Origin of the sequence: uncultured Intestinibacter sp. (assembly GCF_902468165.1) — a bacterium.
Classification (GTDB): domain Bacteria; phylum Bacillota; class Clostridia; order Peptostreptococcales; family Peptostreptococcaceae; genus Intestinibacter.
Genome location: NZ_CABQXJ010000024.1, coordinates 16,927 through 33,791, shown reverse-complemented (window position 1 = coordinate 33,791; position 16,865 = coordinate 16,927). Strand labels below are relative to the sequence as shown.

19 protein-coding genes and 1 tRNA gene are annotated in these 16,865 nt (G+C 29.0%); 1 reads left to right on the top strand and 19 read right to left on the bottom strand.

The features are described 5' to 3' along the window. On the top strand, nt 1-350 hold a 350-nt coding region (gene rpoZ, locus RDX53_RS06285; RefSeq protein ID WP_307993867.1), incomplete at its 5' end, for a DNA-directed RNA polymerase subunit omega. Between the two features lie 11 nt (nt 351-361). Here rpoZ and RDX53_RS06280 read toward each other — a convergent pair. The 19 genes from RDX53_RS06280 to RDX53_RS06190 form a co-directional block, all read right to left on the bottom strand. After that, nucleotides 362-1,822, bottom strand: coding sequence for a lipopolysaccharide biosynthesis protein (locus RDX53_RS06280; protein WP_307993866.1), 1,461 nt, complete (start codon nt 1,820-1,822; stop codon nt 362-364). Nucleotides 1,823-1,840: 18 nt separating this feature from the next. Next, nucleotides 1,841-3,100: an O-antigen ligase family protein gene (locus RDX53_RS06275; RefSeq protein ID WP_307993865.1), complete on the bottom strand. Its 1,260-nt coding sequence runs from the start codon at nt 3,098-3,100 to the stop codon at nt 1,841-1,843. Then, nucleotides 3,087-4,022, bottom strand: a complete 936-nt coding sequence (locus RDX53_RS06270) for an ATP-grasp fold amidoligase family protein (protein ID WP_307993864.1) — start codon at nt 4,020-4,022, stop codon at nt 3,087-3,089. The genes RDX53_RS06275 and RDX53_RS06270 overlap by 14 nt, the downstream gene beginning before the upstream one ends. Beyond that, on the bottom strand, nt 4,022-4,942 hold the full coding sequence (locus tag RDX53_RS06265; RefSeq protein ID WP_307993863.1) for an ATP-grasp fold amidoligase family protein: 921 nt from the start codon (nt 4,940-4,942) through the stop codon (nt 4,022-4,024). The genes RDX53_RS06270 and RDX53_RS06265 overlap by 1 nt, the downstream gene beginning before the upstream one ends. After that, a complete protein-coding gene (locus tag RDX53_RS06260) occupies nt 4,929-6,056 on the bottom strand; it encodes a glycosyltransferase family 4 protein (protein ID WP_307993862.1) in 1,128 nt (375 codons plus the stop codon). The genes RDX53_RS06265 and RDX53_RS06260 overlap by 14 nt, the downstream gene beginning before the upstream one ends. 19 nt (nt 6,057-6,075) lie before the next feature. Next, entirely contained in the window at nt 6,076-6,960 is an 885-nt protein-coding gene (locus RDX53_RS06255; protein ID WP_307993861.1) for an ATP-grasp fold amidoligase family protein, read from the bottom strand. An 11-nt stretch (nt 6,961-6,971) separates the two neighbouring features. Continuing rightward, nucleotides 6,972-7,466, bottom strand: a complete 495-nt coding sequence (gene pssE / locus RDX53_RS06250) for a PssE/Cps14G family polysaccharide biosynthesis glycosyltransferase (RefSeq protein WP_307993860.1) — start codon at nt 7,464-7,466, stop codon at nt 6,972-6,974. Beyond that, nucleotides 7,463-7,924 carry a PssD/Cps14F family polysaccharide biosynthesis glycosyltransferase gene (gene pssD, locus RDX53_RS06245; protein WP_307993859.1) on the bottom strand — a complete coding sequence of 154 codons (462 nt, stop codon included), beginning with the start codon at nt 7,922-7,924 and terminating at the stop codon, nt 7,463-7,465. The genes pssE and pssD overlap by 4 nt, the downstream gene beginning before the upstream one ends. Before the next feature lie 68 nt (nt 7,925-7,992). After that, nucleotides 7,993-9,024 (bottom strand): NAD-dependent epimerase, encoded by a 1,032-nt coding sequence (locus RDX53_RS06240; RefSeq protein WP_307993858.1) that lies wholly within the window; start codon nt 9,022-9,024, stop codon nt 7,993-7,995. Between the two features lie 26 nt (nt 9,025-9,050). Further along, nucleotides 9,051-10,385 (bottom strand): UDP-glucose/GDP-mannose dehydrogenase family protein, encoded by a 1,335-nt coding sequence (locus RDX53_RS06235; RefSeq protein WP_307993857.1) that lies wholly within the window; start codon nt 10,383-10,385, stop codon nt 9,051-9,053. Nucleotides 10,386-10,396: 11 nt separating this feature from the next. Then, nucleotides 10,397-12,088 (bottom strand): phospho-sugar mutase, encoded by a 1,692-nt coding sequence (locus RDX53_RS06230; protein ID WP_307993856.1) that lies wholly within the window; start codon nt 12,086-12,088, stop codon nt 10,397-10,399. Nucleotides 12,089-12,101: 13 nt separating this feature from the next. Then, nucleotides 12,102-12,770, bottom strand: coding sequence for a sugar transferase (locus RDX53_RS06225; RefSeq protein ID WP_307993855.1), 669 nt, complete (start codon nt 12,768-12,770; stop codon nt 12,102-12,104). 28 nt (nt 12,771-12,798) lie between these two features. Further along, the gene (locus RDX53_RS06220; RefSeq protein ID WP_195929141.1) at nt 12,799-13,497 is read right to left on the bottom strand and encodes a CpsD/CapB family tyrosine-protein kinase; all 699 of its coding nucleotides are present in this window, start codon (nt 13,495-13,497) and stop codon (nt 12,799-12,801) included. Between the two features lie 23 nt (nt 13,498-13,520). Further along, nucleotides 13,521-14,195 carry a Wzz/FepE/Etk N-terminal domain-containing protein gene (locus tag RDX53_RS06215; protein ID WP_307993854.1) on the bottom strand — a complete coding sequence of 225 codons (675 nt, stop codon included), beginning with the start codon at nt 14,193-14,195 and terminating at the stop codon, nt 13,521-13,523. Nucleotides 14,196-14,432: 237 nt separating this feature from the next. Further along, a tRNA-Ser gene (locus RDX53_RS06210) sits at nt 14,433-14,524 on the bottom strand. 182 nt (nt 14,525-14,706) lie between these two features. Then, the gene (gene hisJ / locus RDX53_RS06205; protein ID WP_331606875.1) at nt 14,707-15,522 is read right to left on the bottom strand and encodes a histidinol-phosphatase HisJ; all 816 of its coding nucleotides are present in this window, start codon (nt 15,520-15,522) and stop codon (nt 14,707-14,709) included. A 71-nt stretch (nt 15,523-15,593) separates the two neighbouring features. After that, nucleotides 15,594-16,067: a zinc transporter gene (locus tag RDX53_RS06200; RefSeq protein ID WP_295675272.1), complete on the bottom strand. Its 474-nt coding sequence runs from the start codon at nt 16,065-16,067 to the stop codon at nt 15,594-15,596. Between the two features lie 15 nt (nt 16,068-16,082). Next, nucleotides 16,083-16,499, bottom strand: a complete 417-nt coding sequence (locus tag RDX53_RS06195) for a DUF3842 family protein (protein WP_195929135.1) — start codon at nt 16,497-16,499, stop codon at nt 16,083-16,085. A 48-nt stretch (nt 16,500-16,547) separates the two neighbouring features. Then, nucleotides 16,548-16,739: a CooT family nickel-binding protein gene (locus RDX53_RS06190; RefSeq protein ID WP_195929133.1), complete on the bottom strand. Its 192-nt coding sequence runs from the start codon at nt 16,737-16,739 to the stop codon at nt 16,548-16,550. Nucleotides 16,740-16,865 lie beyond the last annotated feature (126 nt).

Genomic DNA, 16,865 nt, shown 5'->3' with positions numbered 1-16,865 from the left:
ATATGATACATCCGTCATATACAGAACTGATTCAGGCAATCAACAACAATGTAGAGGAAGACGACAACACCATGATGCTGAACAGTCGTTACTCTCTGGTACTCGCCACCAGTAAAAGAGCAAGACAGCTGATTGCAGGAGCAGAGCCTCTTGTTTCCGGTACAGCAGGAAAGAAACCTCTTGCTATTGCCATTGATGAACTTTACAAAGGACAGGTAAAGATCGTTGCTACCGGTGAAGAAAACGAAGAAGAAACCAAAGCAACAGCTTCAGCAGTTACTGATGAGGCAGTTACAGAAGAGGCTTCTGAAACACCGGAAGAAACTACAGAAGAAAACACCGAAATTTAATAAATAAATTATTAATTATTAACTTTTGCACTTATGCTTTTTAATATTTTTGCTATAATATATCTATTATTTTTAGATATACATATAATTAAAAAATAAAATATTATACAAATCAATATACTTATGAAACTCCAAATTATACCACAACTTATATTCTGTAGTAAATAAGCTAATCCGCCCATTAATATGGATGCAATCAAATATTGCCATACATTTTTAATCATCTTCATCGGAGATATTTTAACTGCAATCCACATAATCATCATATCTACAATAATCGCCTGTATTCTAGCCAAGCTACGTGCACTATAAAGTAAAACAAAACTTTTTTGGGCACTTATAGTAAGTAAAGGAACTAAAAATATTAAGTGTAGTACTTGTGATAATACTGATAATTTTGGTTTCCCTAATGATCTATAAACCTCACTACTATAATATCCAAATACAATAACAATACCACTCATAAGCCCCCAAAGACCAATAAATCCTGTGGCTTCACTCCATTGGCTTCCTAATAATATTTGTGTTATTAACTCTCGATACATAAATATGCCTACTGCCATTGGTAATACTATAATTGCGATATATTTCTGAAATTTAAAAAATACATCTATAAATTTCTTTCTATTATTTTGTAATCTAGATAATGTTGAAAATAGAATTGGAGTAGTTGCACTTGTAATCAAATTCATTATTTGATTAACTGTTGTCATAGATGTCTTATACATACCTAGGTAATAAGGCGAAAGATAAACACCTACAATAAATGTACCAATATATAATGTTAGCCAAATCGTAATCTGTTCAATTAAGCTCCAAATACTAAATGAAAACATATCTTTTAATAACTCTACCGAATAAAAAAGTTTTGGTTTCCACTGTGAACTATATGTCAATATTATAGCATTTGATAGATTTGTTAATATTGTTCCAATTACCAAAGCCCAATATGTTCTCATTTTAAATGCCAATGGTAATGTTATAAAAATAGGTATTAAAATACCTATCAGTCTAGAAAAAAACAATGTTTTAAAATCAAACTTTCTTTTAAAGTAACCTATTTGCAAACTAGAAAATGATGTTAATGGCAAGCTTATACATGCAATAACTATAGTAAATCCTAATCCTGGACTTCCTACTAATTGAGCAATATTATCTTTAAATATAATAATCACCAACCATAATCCTAATGACAATATCAAATTAGTCCAAAAGGCTACCGTTAAACTTTTTTCCAAATGTTCTTCATCTTTAAATTCATTTTGTATAATATATTTTTGAAAACCTGCATCAGTAAACATATCTACAAAACTAACAATGATATTAATAGTCGCTACAACTCCAAATGCATCCGGAGCTAATATACGTGCTAAAAGCATATTTGATATTGGTTGAATGCATTTGGATAAAATCTCAGTTATAGATGACCATTTTGCTGCATTTATTATTTTTATATCTAATGCTGAATTCATTATTATTTCCTCACTGATTTAATTTATAATTTCTTTATTTTTAATTTTACTTCCAAAATTTAAATAGCATATACCACTGTATAATATAACTGTTAACAGTTGTATAAACTCATCATCATATACTACCATTCCATAATCAATAAATAATCTAAGACTTAAAAGTATTAATATAAGTGAAAATAACTCTCTATTATAACTGAAAAATTGTTTTCTCCTTATAATCATAATATATAACATCTTAAACGGTATAAAATAGTATAAATAAAATCCTATTAATCCTAATCCTGATAGTATTTCAACATAATTATTATGTGAATATGTTTCAGCCCATCCCCCCAATAAATAATAGTAATAGTACGAGAAATTTCCTAATCCTACACCATGTATAGGTTTCTCAGCAAATAAATTTATTCCTATATTTATCATATCAGATCTCGTGGTTACACTTGCATCTGCAACATAAGCTGAATCAAATATACTAAATATACCCTCCATACGAAAACCAATCATATTATATAAAAAAGGTATATTTAAAATACTCCAATATGTTATAGCTAGTCCACATATTGCTCCTATTGTCATCATAATCATTCTTTTTTTTCCACCTTTGTATAAAATAAAATACATAAGACTGCCAATAAGCAATACTATTAATGCTTTTCGTGATTTTGTAAATATAATTAAAATACACAATATCAAGTACATAAATGCTGAAAATTTATTTTTATATTTCAAAAATAAATATAACCATATTATGGATGAAAATGATAATATTATTCCTAATGCATTAGGTTGGAACCCTACAGTTGGGCCTAGTCTTCCAGCTGATGTAGAAGCATTTGTTGTTTCTTTAATTATTTCTAACCAACTTGAAATAGGTGTTTTTAGAAAAATAACTATAAATAAAATTACACTTGAAATACAAAAATAATATAACGTTTTTTCTATTTTCTCAAGGCAATTATTTCTATAATATTGTAATAAACATATACATAATACAGTAAGTTGCAACAGTGGTTTTAATGCCTTTATAGTAGATGATTGTTTTGGTGACCAAAAAATAGATATTATTGACCAAATTAAAAACATTATATTGAATATGGTATAGTAATTAAATGATATACCTTCTTTATTAATCTTAATAGCTATTATTACTAAAAATAAAATTTGACCTATATACATAACACCAGGTATAGACTTTAATGAAAACAAACTTATTATCAATAATAAAACACAGAAATCCTCAATTGATGATTTTTTTATACTATAATTTGACATTCTCATTATATGTACCTAATTCTTTCAAATTAATTTTACTACCCCATTGTTTATCTATTTCTTTAGTAATATCTATATCTATTCCTGATGCTGGATATAATGTTACTTCTCCAAAATATATTTTACCTTCAATTTCATATAAATCTATTCTAGATAAATCATATGGTTTAGAAAGAATTTCTGCTAACTCTTTCATTTTTTCTAGGTTCTTAGGTTTTGGAAGCGTAAAATCTTTTGGTGTGTTTACATCCACCCTATTATACGGTAAGAAATTCCAATCAAAGTCAAAAAAATAATATTTCACATTCCCTGTTTCTCTTCCTGTACAAACCATTATATTTTGAGGTTCTCCATTAAAACATATAATTTTGTAATCTTCTGGAACCCTCCCATCTGACTCTCCCATATACTTTTCACATATAATCCTTGGCTTAATAAATTTATATGGCCACTCTCTTCCTTGATAATAATAGTTACGTTTCAATGTTTTATATAAACTTTGCTTAGTTTTTTCTATATCTAATCTTTCTTTATCTGAACATACTATAACTCCACCAGAATTATGTGTTCCTTTAAGAACAAACTGTTTAGGTAATTTATCAAATGGTATCTCATCTACACTCTCCCATACACCAATTAATGGTATTAAATATTCTTCTCCTATCAAATTCTTAATATATTCTCTCACTTCATATTTATCAACTAAATTTATGTATTCTTCTTTTCTATCATTTAATTTTAACCATTGAATTTTTTCATTATATGTTGAAGGTTGTTTTAAATTAGGATAGTATCCCAATTTAGTTGTAAACATAAGCTTAATATATTTTTCATCAGATAACTTATCAAAAAATCCCTTATATGCCATATGGTTAATAATTCTTTTTGGTTCTCTTGCAGCTCGTATCATTTTTTTTAGCATTAGATTACCTCCACATATTCCAAATCTATATTTTCTAGCTCTATCCATTCCCCAAATGTATAATCCCACTTTTCTGGATTAAATGGTGTTAATCCGCTCCAATGGAAAAAAGTAATCTCCCCAAAATAAATTTTTCCATTAATATCATAAAAATCGATTCTTGCTTGAGGTAATCCTTTAGATAGTTTTCTACTTAATTCTGCCATTTTCTCAAAACCTTGAGGTTTACTTATTTTCTTTCCTGAATTCTTATATCCATTTATAAAATCTAAATGATTAAAATCCATATCATAAAAATCAAATCTAGTATCTATGCCTCTATCAGATGCTATAAATAGAGACTTAGGTTCGCCATTAAAGCAGAAAAATTTATAATCTTTTAATTGACCTGATCCATCATCCATATACTTTTCAGCAATAATTCTTGGTTTTACATCTTTATATGGCCATTCTCTAGTATTTAGATAGTAATTACGTTTTAATGCATGATTTATTTTTCTTTTAGCTTCTTTAATATCTAGCTTAGATTTATCTTTACAAATTACTAATCCTCCTGAATCATGTGTACATTTTAGTACAAATTGTTCTGGTAAACTATCAAAGTCAATATCCTCAAATTTATCCCATATACCAATAGTTGGTATTATATATTCATCACCTATAAGCTCTTTAACATAGTTTTTTACTTCATATTTATCAACCATCTTTACATAGTCTGGATTTCTATCATATAATTTCAACCATTGTAACTTTTCATTATACGTTTGAGGATTTTTTAGGTCTAATGATTTCTTCATTTTAAATCTATATAGTATTTTAAGATAAATAGCATCAAATTTAACTGTTTTAGGTAAAATCCTACCTATAAAAATAATCGCATAATAGATAGGATTACTCATTACTTTCTTAATTGCCGGCATAATCTTTCTCCTTCATAATAGTCTCCATAAATAATTTATTCCATTTACTAACAATATTGTTGACATTTAACTGTTCACGTAACTTAACATTATTAGTAGACATTTTCTTTTGAATCTCTTCATTAGAAATTATTTTTACCATAGCTTGTGAAAGCTTTTTTCTATCTCCTACCGGTATAACATATCCATTTTCTTCATCCCTTATTAATTCTCTAGCAACCCCCGTAGGAAAATCAGTAGAAATTACCGGCAATCCTGAAGCCATAGCCTCAACTAAGGCATTTGGAAAACCCTCAAAATCAGATGACATTATGTAAAGTTTTGCATCTGATATATGTTTCATAACATTAGTTTTCACACCTTTAAATAGAATTCTTTCTTGTAATCCTAATTGATTAACTTTTTCTTGCAGTCTATCTTTTTCTGGACCTTGACCATATATCTCTACATAATAATCTGAATAATCTTTTTCAATATCTGAAAAAGCATCAATTAATAAGTCATAGTTTTTTTGGTTATTTAATCTACCTGCTGAAACAATAAGATTTTTTCTTTTATTAATACTTTGGGTATTAATACACTCCTCATTAACTGGGTTTGGTATAACTGATGTTATTGCATTAGGTTTTTTTTCTAAAAAATAATTTTCTATTTCTCTACTTTGGCAAACAATACAATCGGCTAGCGGATATACTCTATTACAAAGATTTATTAATAGTTTTGATCTTTTTCTAGGGTCACAACGTTCAGAAATTATAATAGGATATTTTTTTCTTGAGATATAGTTATTTATAACTGCAAGTAAATTAGTATTTGTTAAAAAAGATAAAACTATATCTGGATTATATTCCTTCAACTGTTTACGATAAAATATGGCTCCCTTAATCGCGGCAATAGAACTTTGAACAAATCTAATTACTCTATTATGAGATTCTGCTTTTGCATTTCCACCTATAAATTCAACACGCTGATCCAGTTTATATGCTGAAATAGCCTCTTTAAGCGTTATTAACCTAACTTGATGTCCTTGTGATACAAGTTCATTTGCCAATGTAGACATTACCCTTTCTGCTCCCCCCATAGGCATACCTGTTATTAAAAATAGGCACTTCATTTTTTTCTCACTCATAATTCTAATCCACTCCTATCGATAAATTAGGTAACTCAATCCAATCTCCAAATATTTTGTCCCACTTACTTGGTTGGAATGGCATAAATCCACTAAAGTGATAAAATGTTAACTCCCCAAAATACAACTTACCATTAACCTCATAGAAGTCAACACGTACATGCGGCATATCTTTCGATAATATTTTAGATAATTCTATCATTTTTTCAAATTGTACAGGTTTTTCTATACTTTTTTCTGAATTTGGATAGTGTTGTATTATATTTAAGTTATTAAAACTTAAATCAAAATAATCAAACTTTACATTTCCTTGGCTACGCTCAGATGCAATAAACATTGCCTTAGGTTCACCATTAAAACAGAAGAATTTATAGTCTCTGAGCTCTCCATATACACTATCTTCCATATACTCTTCTGCAATAATTCTAGGCTTTATATTTTTATAAGGCCATTCTCTACCTATATAATAAAAGTTGTACTTCAAAGCAATATTAATTTTTTCTCTTGCTGACTCAATATCTAGTTCATTTTTATCCTTTACTATAACTAGACCTTCTGAATCATGAGTACACTTTAATACAAACTGATTTGGTAACTTATCAAAATCAATATCATCAAATTTATCCCAGACACCTAATGTTGGTATAATATAATCATCACCTATAATCTTACTAACATATTCTTTAACCTCATACTTATCAACCATTTTCATATATTCTGGATTTTTATCATTTAATTTTAGCCATTGTAATTTTTCATTGTATGTTGTTGGATTTTCCAAATTACAAAGACGTTTAAATCTTATAAAATAATATATCTGAATATATAATGAATCTGGTAAAATACGAAGGCTATACTTAAGTTTTTTTAATATTTTTTTCTTATTCATATAAGCTCCCTTTATAACCAATTATTTTGTATAAATTCATCAATCAAATTTATAATAGACATTGGATTTTTATTTTCCCATGGAATCGTTCCTGTTGTCTTATTATAATAAGATTCTATAGCATTATCTAATTCATCCATTTCGTATACGGCTTGTACATAATTATTAGATGCAAATGCTTCATTATTTTGAATTTGGTGATCATTTATATGTTCCCCATACTTTTCAAGTCTTGTAACAGCTATTACTTCCTTTCCTGCATTAAGAGCTTTCATTATTGAACCTGATGCACCATGACTTATAACTAAGTTAGATTTATTAACTAAGTCTTGAAACTCATCCTGAGAAAGGAAATCTTTATATTTAAAATGTTTAGGAATATAAGTGGATGTTCCAATCTGTGCAAATATATCTTCCTTTATAATCCCTTTCTCACATAATTCATCTAACTTAACAAATAGTCTATTAAAAGGATAATTTCTTGATCCAACACAAACAAATATCAATATAAACACCCTCCATATATTGCTTTTTTATAAAATTTCTTTTGACTTTCCCACTGAACAATAAATAAATCTGTATTTTTTTCCATCTTCAAACCAGCTACAGTTGGCATATTAGCTCTTCCAAAAGTCTCAATAAATATAAATTTCTTTTTAAAAATTATAGCAAGTAAGTAAAATGGATATGCTACCATTGTACCTGTTGTAATAATAAAATCTGGTTTTTCTTTAAACCAAATATACAATGTTTTTACTGCATTAACTAACATTTTAAATGGCATCAATTTATCCTTTAAATCAGTTTGGCACATCAAATATTTTGCATCTGCATCAAAGTGTGTTTTTTCAGTTACATAAAAACCATCATATTTATCAATCAATGGCTGTAATTTTTTAAGTTGTTCCCAGTGACCTCCCGAAGAAGATACCAAGCATAATTTTGGAACTCTTTTTTTACTCATATACATACTCCTATTTTTTCATTAAAATATAGATATCAATTTTTTAATTGATATCTATATTTTATAAACTATGATAATACAGTTTGTTTATCTTGATCCTTAGACCATTCTTCTTTATACCATTTAACAAATTTACTTAATCCTTCTTCAATTGATGTATCTGGTTTAAAATCGAAATCTTCCATTAAATCTGTTACATCTGCATATGTTTGGTATACATCTCCTGGTTGCATCGGATAATATTCTTTCTCTGCAGTAACTCCTAAGCAATTTTCTAAAGTTTGTATAAAGTCCATTAATTTTTCCGGCTTATTGTTTCCTATATTATAAACTTTATGTTGAACGTTATTTTCATCTTCTTTTGGAGGATTGCATAATAATCTTTCTATTCCTTCTACTATATCATCTATATATGTAAAGTCTCTGTGCATGTCTCCATTATTAAATATTTTTATACTTTTCCCTGACATAATTCTGTCTGTAAATGAGAAATATGCCATATCAGGTCTTCCATAAGGCCCATATACTGTAAAGAATCTAAGTCCAGTAGATGGTATACTATAAAGCTTACTATAACAATATGCCATAAGTTCATTTGATTTTTTTGTTGCTGCATATAAACTTACTGGATTATCTACTTTATCATTAGTTGAGAATGGTATAGTTTTATTTGCTCCATATACAGAACTTGATGATGCATATACTAGATGTTCAACTGTATAATTTCTACAAGCTTCTAGTATGTTAAAGAATCCTATTATATTTGAATCCATATATGCTTGAGGATTTTCAATACTATATCTTACTCCTGCTTGTGCTGCTAAATTTACAACTATCTCTGGTTTATATGTTGCAAATAATTCATTTACCTTGTCTTTATCAGCTAAATCACCCTTTATAAATGTAAAGTTTTCATATTGATTTAAAATATCTAATCTTGCATATTTCAGTCTTACATCATAATACTCATTAATATTATCGTATCCAATTATTTTAACCCCTTTTTCTAAAAGCTGTTTTGAAAGATGAAATCCAATAAATCCTGCAGCACCTGTAACTAATATTACTTTATTTTTGTCTAATAAATTGTACTTTTTCATATTACATTCCTCCAAATTAAATTCTTCTATACAACCTCTTCATTTATTTCTTCTCTATTTAAGATTGATTCTCTTCCTATAGAATAGTAATCTACATTGTATTCCTTAGCATTTTTTAAATCATAGCAATTACGTCCATCATATATCACAGCTGTATTCATTAATTCTTCATATTTACTTAAATCTAAAGATTTTATTTCATTCCACTCTGTAAATATAAATGCCATATCGGCACCTTCTAACGCATCTTCTGGTGAAACTACATAATCAATTTCAGTTGGATATAATTTTTTGAAGTTATTTATTCCCACTGGATCATAAGCTACTATTTCAGCACCCTCATCTAATAATCTTCTAACATTAGGTATTGATGGTGCTTCTCTTAAATCATCTGTCCCAGGTTTGAATGTAAGTCCCAGCACCGCCACTTTCATTCCTTTTAATGAACCGAATTCTTGTTTAGCCTTTCTGAATAATTTAAACTTTTGATTTTCGTTTACTTCAATTGTTGATTTTATAGTTTTTATTTCATAACCATTATCATTAGCTAACCAGTGAAGTGCTTTTGTATCTTTTGGGAAACAAGAACCTCCATATCCAAGACCAGCATTTAAGAATTTGTTTCCTATTCTAGGGTCATAGCTCATTCCTTTTGCAACATCTTCTATATCTGCACCCACTATTTCACAAACATTTGCCATTTCATTCATAAATGAAATTTTTAATGCTAAGAAATCATTTGATGCATATTTTATCATTTCTGCACTTCTTCTATTTGTCACAACTATAGGTTGATTAAATCTTTCATATACATATCTTAGTTTTTCTTCTGCTTTTCTAGATTCAACACCTATAACTATTCTCGATGCATGTAGTGTATCAACTACAGCAGTTCCTTGTGCTAAGAACTCTGGATTTGATGCAACTTCTATCTTAACATTATGTACTAAATTTTCTTTTAAAAATTCTTCTACTTTATCATTAGTACCTATTGGAACTGTTGATTTTACTACTACTAAACAATCTTTTGTTACATTTTCTGCTATTTGTTTACATACTCCGAATACGTAATCTAAATTAGCGGAACCATCTGCTCTTTCCGGTGTTCCTACTCCGATAAATACTATATCTGCATTTTTATATGCATTAGCATAATCAGTAGTAAAGTCTAATCTATTTTCTTTATAGTTTCTTTCCAATAATTCATCTAATCCTGGCTCATATATAGGTGATATTCCCTGTTTCATTATTTCAACTTTTTTCTCATCAATATCTACACATGTAACATTATGCCCTACTTCTGATAAGCATGCTCCTGTTACAAGTCCTACATATCCAGTTCCAGCTACTACTATATTCATTTTTATTCCCCCTACTTATTCACTCTATTTGTTATATCTTCTATTATCAATTCTAATTTCTCATCAACAATCTCTTGATTATCTCCATTACATCCAAAGTAGAATTTAATCTTTGGCTCTGTTCCCGATGGTCTAACAGCTATCCAACTTCCATCTTCTAATATAAATTTAAGAACATCTGATTTTGGAAGGTCGTCTATTCCTTCTTTATAATCTCTAATCTCATTAACTTTTATATCAGCTATTGAATCTATACCTGAATTTCTGAAACTATTCATAATATTTTGAATTTGTTTCATGCCATCAATTCCTTTTAAAGTTATAGATTTTAATTCTTCTTTATAATATCCGTACTTTTTATATACTTCTTGAAGCCCTTCGTATAAAGTCATTCCTTTATCGTAGTAATAAGCTGCCATTTCGCATATTAAAAGTGAAGATACTACTCCATCTTTATCTCTTGCATGAGTTCCTACTAAGTATCCGTAACTTTCTTCATAACCCATCACAAATGTTCTATCTTTATTTTGTTCAAATTCATTTATCTTTTCTCCGATAAATTTGAACCCTGTTAATGTGTCTATACAATCAACACCATTTTCTTTTGCTATTTTAGCTCCTAGTTCTGATGTAACTATTGTTTTTACTATTGTTGGATTTACTACATTTGATATTTTTTCTTTATTATTACTGATTACATAGTCTACTAATAATGAACCAACTTGGTTACCGTTAAGTACTACATATTCTCCTTCGTTGTTTTTTACTACAACTCCAACCCTGTCGCAATCTGGATCTGTTCCTAGTATTATGTCGGCACCAGATTCTTTTGCCATTTCTATAGCTATTTCAAATACTGCTTTTTCTTCTGGATTTGGATATTCAACTGTAGAAAAATTACTATCTGGTAATTCTTGTTCTTTTACTACCTCTACATTTTTAAATCCTGATTGTTTTAGGACTTCTCTTACTGGGATATTACCTGTTCCATGTATCGGTGTGTAGATTATTTTTATTTTGTCTCCAACTCTATCTATTACATCTTGATTTATAATTTGTTTTTTTACTTCATTTATAAATGCTTTGTCTATATCTTTATTTAATACTTGGATTAAATTATCGCCAAGTTTAGTAGTTGGGATTTTGCTGTAATCTTCTATTTTGTTTACTTCTTGTATTATTTCGTTTGCGATATCTGGACAAACTTGTCCTCCATCTGACCAATAAACTTTGTATCCATTATATTCTGGTGGATTGTGACTTGCAGTTATTACTATACCTGCTACACAATTTAAGTATCTTACGGAAAATGATAATTGCGGTGTGCTTCTCAAGCTGTCATATATATAAGCTTTTATTCCACAAGCTGCTAATGTCTTTGCCGCTTCTATGCAAAATTCTTTTGATTTGTGTCTGCTGTCATAGGCTATTACTACGCCTCTTTTCTGACCGTCTTCTTTACACTTTTTTAAGATATAATTACAAAGTCCAAAAGTAGCTTTTCTCACTGTGTACTTGTTGATTCTATTAGTTCCATAACCAATAACTCCTCTAAGTCCTCCAGTTCCAAATTCTAATTCTTTGTAAAATCTATCTTCTATTTCTTTTTCGTCGTTCTGAATTGCTTTTAGTTCTTGTTTTGTTTCATCATCAAAATATGGATTATTCATCCATTCATTATAATTTTTTATATATTCCCTCATTTACTTACACTCCCTAAGATGCATTACTGTCTCCAAACAGTACTTTAACTGTCTTTAAAATCAATTTTATATCTAATAATAAATTTCTATTTTTTATATATTCTAAATCCATCTCTACCCATTCATCAAAACCGATATTATTTCTTCCGCTGACTTGCCATATACAAGTAAGTCCTGGTTTAACAAGAAGTCTTTGTTTTTGATATGAATTATATTGCTCAACTTCTCTAGGAATTGGTGGTCTCGGTCCGACTAAGCTCATATCTCCTTTTAAAACATTAAATAATTGCGGTAATTCATCTAAGCTAGTCTTTCTTATAAATTTGCCTACCTTTGTTATCCTAGGGTCATCAGTCATCTTAAATGCTGGACCTGTTTGTTCATTTTGTTCTTGTAAATGTTTTAATAATTCTTCGGCATTGTGAACCATACTTCTAAACTTATACATTTTAAAAGTTTTTGGATGTTGGCCATTTCTCTCCTGACAGAAAATTATTCTTCCCTTTGGATCTTCTATTTTTATAAGAATGGATACTATTAAAAATATTGGTGATAATACTATTATCCCAGCTAAAGAGCATATGATATCTATGCTCCTTTTTATAAAAAGATATAAATTGGATTCCCTCTCTAAAATCTCATTTAAATCTGTATTTTTGTTTTTAGAGATTGTTTTTTCCATTAATACTCCCCCTCTCTATAAACAAAAATTATTTTCTTTTTCTCTTCTTTTTCTTTTCTTCTTGGCTATGATAGTAATAATTATAATATTCGCTATTTGTCTCTGTTTTATATTTGTTAAGAATAACGCCTAGTATATTTGAATTTACACTATCTAGTCTTTCTTTTGCCACTTTTGCTAAATTTGAATCTACTTCTTCAGAGCCTACTACAAATATAACTCCATCTGAATATGAAGATATTATAGATGCATCACTCACTATCCCAACTGGTGGAGTGTCTATAAATATATAATCATAATCATCTTTTATAGACTCTATAAACTGGCTCATTTTTTTTGAAGATAAAACTTCTGCAGGATTTGGAGGTATTGTTCCTCCTGTTAAAACGTATAAGTTTTCCTGTGTAGTTTTCTTTATACATTCTTCAATATTTTTTCGTCCTAATAATATATCCATTAGGCCTTGTGCATTTTTTGTATCAAATAATTTGTTAACTGTTGGATTTCTTAAATCCCCATCTATTAAAAGAACTTTTTTGTCTATTTTTGCAAAGTTTACTCCTAAATTGCATAAAACAGTTGTTTTTCCCTCGTCTTTTTTAGAGCTCGTTACACAAATTACTTTTAAATTTTTATCTAAATTAGAGAATTCTATCCCCGTTCTTATAGTTCGATATGCTTCTGATATGTTTGATTGTGGTTTTTCTAAACTCGTTATTTTTCCCATATTATCTCCCTATGTATTTATTTTTATAATTCTTCTGGTATTACACCTAGTAAAGGAAGTCCCAATTCCTTTTCTATATCTTGCGGTGTCTTTATTTTTGTATTTAGGAATTCTATTATAAATATAATAAATAATCCTATCATTACACCTAGCACACCTGCTATTAAGATGTTCATTTTTTTATTTGGTGAAACTGGATTTACTGGTGTTTGAGCTTTGTCTATAACTTCTACACCGTTTGCATCAGCTATTCTTATAGCTTCCTTAGCAAATACTTTTGGTATTTCATTTGCTATTTTTGCTGCATTAGACTTATTTGTATCTTGAACTGATACTTTTATAATTTGTGTGTCTGTTACTGTTGAAACTGATATTTTACTTGCTAAACTTCCATTTGATTCTTTTAAGTCTAAGTTTTTTATAACCTCGTCTAAAACTTTTCTTGATTTTATTATTTCACCATATGTTAATGCTAATTTTTGACTTACCATTACCTGGTCGTTTGATAAACTATTTGTACCTTCAGTCTTTTCTGTTTTTACAATTAATGTAGTTTCTGCTTGATATACTGGTTTTGCTATAAAGAAACTGTATACTGTGCTTGCTGCTACACATACAACGCATAATATCGCCATTATAAACCATTTTTTCTTAATAATAGAAAGATACTCCCTTAAGTCTATTACTTCTTCCTCCAATTTTTTCCCTCCCCGATTTTATATTTATACATTATTTATAAATAATGTATATTATTCTAATTTTTTCTGACAAAGAATATTATAATATTTTTTATCAGAATTGTATAGAATAAATTTCATTATCTTTTAATTTTTTTTATTTGTTTTTTTATAGTAAGATTTAGTTGATAAATTCTGAATTTTAATACTTTATAAATAAAACGCAAAAAAAGCTCTGATGAAATCATCAGAGCTTACTGGCGGAGAAGGAGGGATTCGAACCCTCGCACCGGTTAACCCAGCCTAATCCCTTAGCAGGGGATCCTCTTGAGCCACTTGAGTACTTCTCCATTTCTATATACACAGTATATACTATTTTTTTACAGTAGTCAATAATTTATTTTTATTTTATTTATTATTTTAATTCTTTCAAAAAATAAATCTTGCCTCTCTGAACGGCCCTCTCCCCTAAGCAGCATCCAGAGAAGCATTTGAATCAAAACTAATTCATATTTAAGATATGCAAAATCTATTAGATATGTTCATTAAGTTCTTCATATTTATCTATATACTTTGCGCTATGTGAGTCTGAACCTAAAACTAATTTTATATTATATTGTTTAATCAATTCTTCGAGATATCCACTTATATAAGTTTCACCACAATCTTTTTTGAATAATCCCGCTATGTTATAATCGAGTTCATATCCTCTATCTGATATTAGTTTAACTAGTTCTTTTAATTTTTTATTATTTGAGTAATCATATTGGAATTTCTTGTTGTATTTTCTTACTAAGTTTAGATGTCCAATTCTTTTAGGTTTATATTTCCCTAAGTCCGAATTAATAGCTTTTATAAGTGTTTCATAGTAAAGGTTATATACTGATTCTACTGAACCGAGCAAGTTTACTATTTTTTCGAATTCCTCACAACTAAAGTCCATACAATAGTACTTATCTTCTATTTTTATCATATGCACAGATAAAATGCTATCTTCCAAATACTCACCGTATTTATTTAAGTTGTTTTTTATTTCTTCTTCAAACCCTTCTATATAATCTACTTCTGCGCCGATGTTGATTTTTATTTGGTCTTTATATTTTTCTTTTATTTTTTTTACATCATTTATATAGCTTTCCATTTTATCTGCTTCTATAGAGCTATCTTTGGCCGGGGCTGGGTCTTCAAATCCTTCTGGTAGTGGAAAATGCTCTGTAAATGATATTTCATCCACCCCAACTTGTATAGCTTTTTGCACATATTCTTCAAATGAATCATCTGTCCCATGAGGACAGTATGGTGTATGTATATGCCCATCTTTCAGATATTTATGTGGTGATTGTTTCATTTTCTCCCCCCTATATTTTGAAATATAAAAAAGAAGTAATACAAATAACTTGTATTACTTCTTATGCTCAATTACATACTTTTCTTAGCTTCCATTAACATTTCGTTAGCTTTATTCATATATTCTATAGCTTTTTCTATGCAAGTAGCTGTTTCTGTTTTACCCATAGCTTTAGCTTTTTCTACCCATTCTTGGAATGATTCTTCGTGAGATTGGTTGTGGTTTACCCAGTGAACTAATAGTATATTTAAAGTTTTTTCGTCTTTATTTTCTACTACTGTTGCGTGGTCATGTCCACCACACCCGCAGTCATCTCCATGGCTATGTCCGTGATCATCATGGTCATGTCCGCATCCACAATCGTCTCCGTGTGCATGTGCATGTTCTTCTTCGTGGCTATGTCCGTGGTCATGCCCGCATCCGCAGTCATCCCCATGACTGTGAGTGTGAGCTGCTTCGTGTCCGTGTGAATGTCCGTGATCATGTCCTCCACATCCACAGTTATCTCCATGATGTTGTCTTATTATGTCTCTGTTAAATATCATTTCTTTGTCCTCCAATTACTTTATATTAAATTCTTTCTTTATGACTTTTATTGTATCTTTTATTAATAAAGATAGTGGTTTATTTTCTACCCCTACTAAAGAAAAATTCTCTGGCATTATAGGTAGTAATATTTTTAGAGCTTCACTATCACATATAGCTTCACTAATTTTGCTAGTAACTTCACCCATCATAGTATTAGGCATTGTTACTGCGATTGGTGCAACTATTACGCTTGCCTTTTTGGATGATACTACTATAGCATTTTCCCCTGTTGCTCCTTTATTGGCATGGGATTTCATCATTGCACTAGTTGCAATTGAATTTGTGCCTAAAGCATATATATCAATATATGTTGGTAATTCTTCTCTTAAAGATAATATTATTTGGGCTCCTATTCCCCCACCCATTCCATCTATTACTGCTATTACCATGTGCTATACCTCATCTAATCTTTTTTAAGCTAAGATAATATTATATTATTAATCTTGAGCCAATATGATTTTATGATCCATTAATTTTATTTCTTTTATATATCCATCTAATATTTTTTCTTCTCCCAATAAATCAGTTAGATATACCTTTCCATTAACAGGATTTACGTTAACTACGTTTTCCATAACTCTTGTTAATTCATTATTTTTCCCTAATACAAATGCTGAAGATTCACACATTTTAAATCACCCTCCTATAAATACTTTAAAGCGATTTCTAAAAAAAATCAAAAAAGATTTCTATAGTACTGCTATACTTATAGAAACCTTCATGATTTCGTTACACAATATTCATATACCTTAAGT

Coding starts and splice junctions, on each gene's coding strand:
- RDX53_RS06240 (WP_307993858.1), bottom strand. CDS start 9,024: ATGAAAAAGTACAATTTATTAGACAAAAATAAAGTAATATTAGTTACA.
- hisJ (WP_331606875.1), bottom strand. CDS start 15,522: ATGAAACAATCACCACATAAATATCTGAAAGATGGGCATATACATACA.
- RDX53_RS06200 (WP_295675272.1), bottom strand. CDS start 16,067: ATGATATTTAACAGAGACATAATAAGACAACATCATGGAGATAACTGT.
- pssD (WP_307993859.1), bottom strand. CDS start 7,924: ATGAGTAAAAAAAGAGTTCCAAAATTATGCTTGGTATCTTCTTCGGGA.
- RDX53_RS06265 (WP_307993863.1), bottom strand. CDS start 4,942: ATGCCGGCAATTAAGAAAGTAATGAGTAATCCTATCTATTATGCGATT.
- RDX53_RS06275 (WP_307993865.1), bottom strand. CDS start 3,100: ATGTCAAATTATAGTATAAAAAAATCATCAATTGAGGATTTCTGTGTT.
- RDX53_RS06220 (WP_195929141.1), bottom strand. CDS start 13,497: ATGGGAAAAATAACGAGTTTAGAAAAACCACAATCAAACATATCAGAA.
- RDX53_RS06270 (WP_307993864.1), bottom strand. CDS start 4,022: ATGCTAAAAAAAATGATACGAGCTGCAAGAGAACCAAAAAGAATTATT.
- RDX53_RS06260 (WP_307993862.1), bottom strand. CDS start 6,056: ATGAAGTGCCTATTTTTAATAACAGGTATGCCTATGGGGGGAGCAGAA.
- RDX53_RS06280 (WP_307993866.1), bottom strand. CDS start 1,822: ATGAATTCAGCATTAGATATAAAAATAATAAATGCAGCAAAATGGTCA.
- RDX53_RS06255 (WP_307993861.1), bottom strand. CDS start 6,960: ATGAATAAGAAAAAAATATTAAAAAAACTTAAGTATAGCCTTCGTATT.
- RDX53_RS06230 (WP_307993856.1), bottom strand. CDS start 12,088: ATGAGGGAATATATAAAAAATTATAATGAATGGATGAATAATCCATAT.
- RDX53_RS06235 (WP_307993857.1), bottom strand. CDS start 10,385: ATGAATATAGTAGTAGCTGGAACTGGATATGTAGGACTTGTAACAGGA.
- RDX53_RS06195 (WP_195929135.1), bottom strand. CDS start 16,499: ATGGTAATAGCAGTAATAGATGGAATGGGTGGGGGAATAGGAGCCCAA.
- RDX53_RS06225 (WP_307993855.1), bottom strand. CDS start 12,770: ATGGAAAAAACAATCTCTAAAAACAAAAATACAGATTTAAATGAGATT.
- RDX53_RS06190 (WP_195929133.1), bottom strand. CDS start 16,739: ATGTGTGAATCTTCAGCATTTGTATTAGGGAAAAATAATGAATTAACA.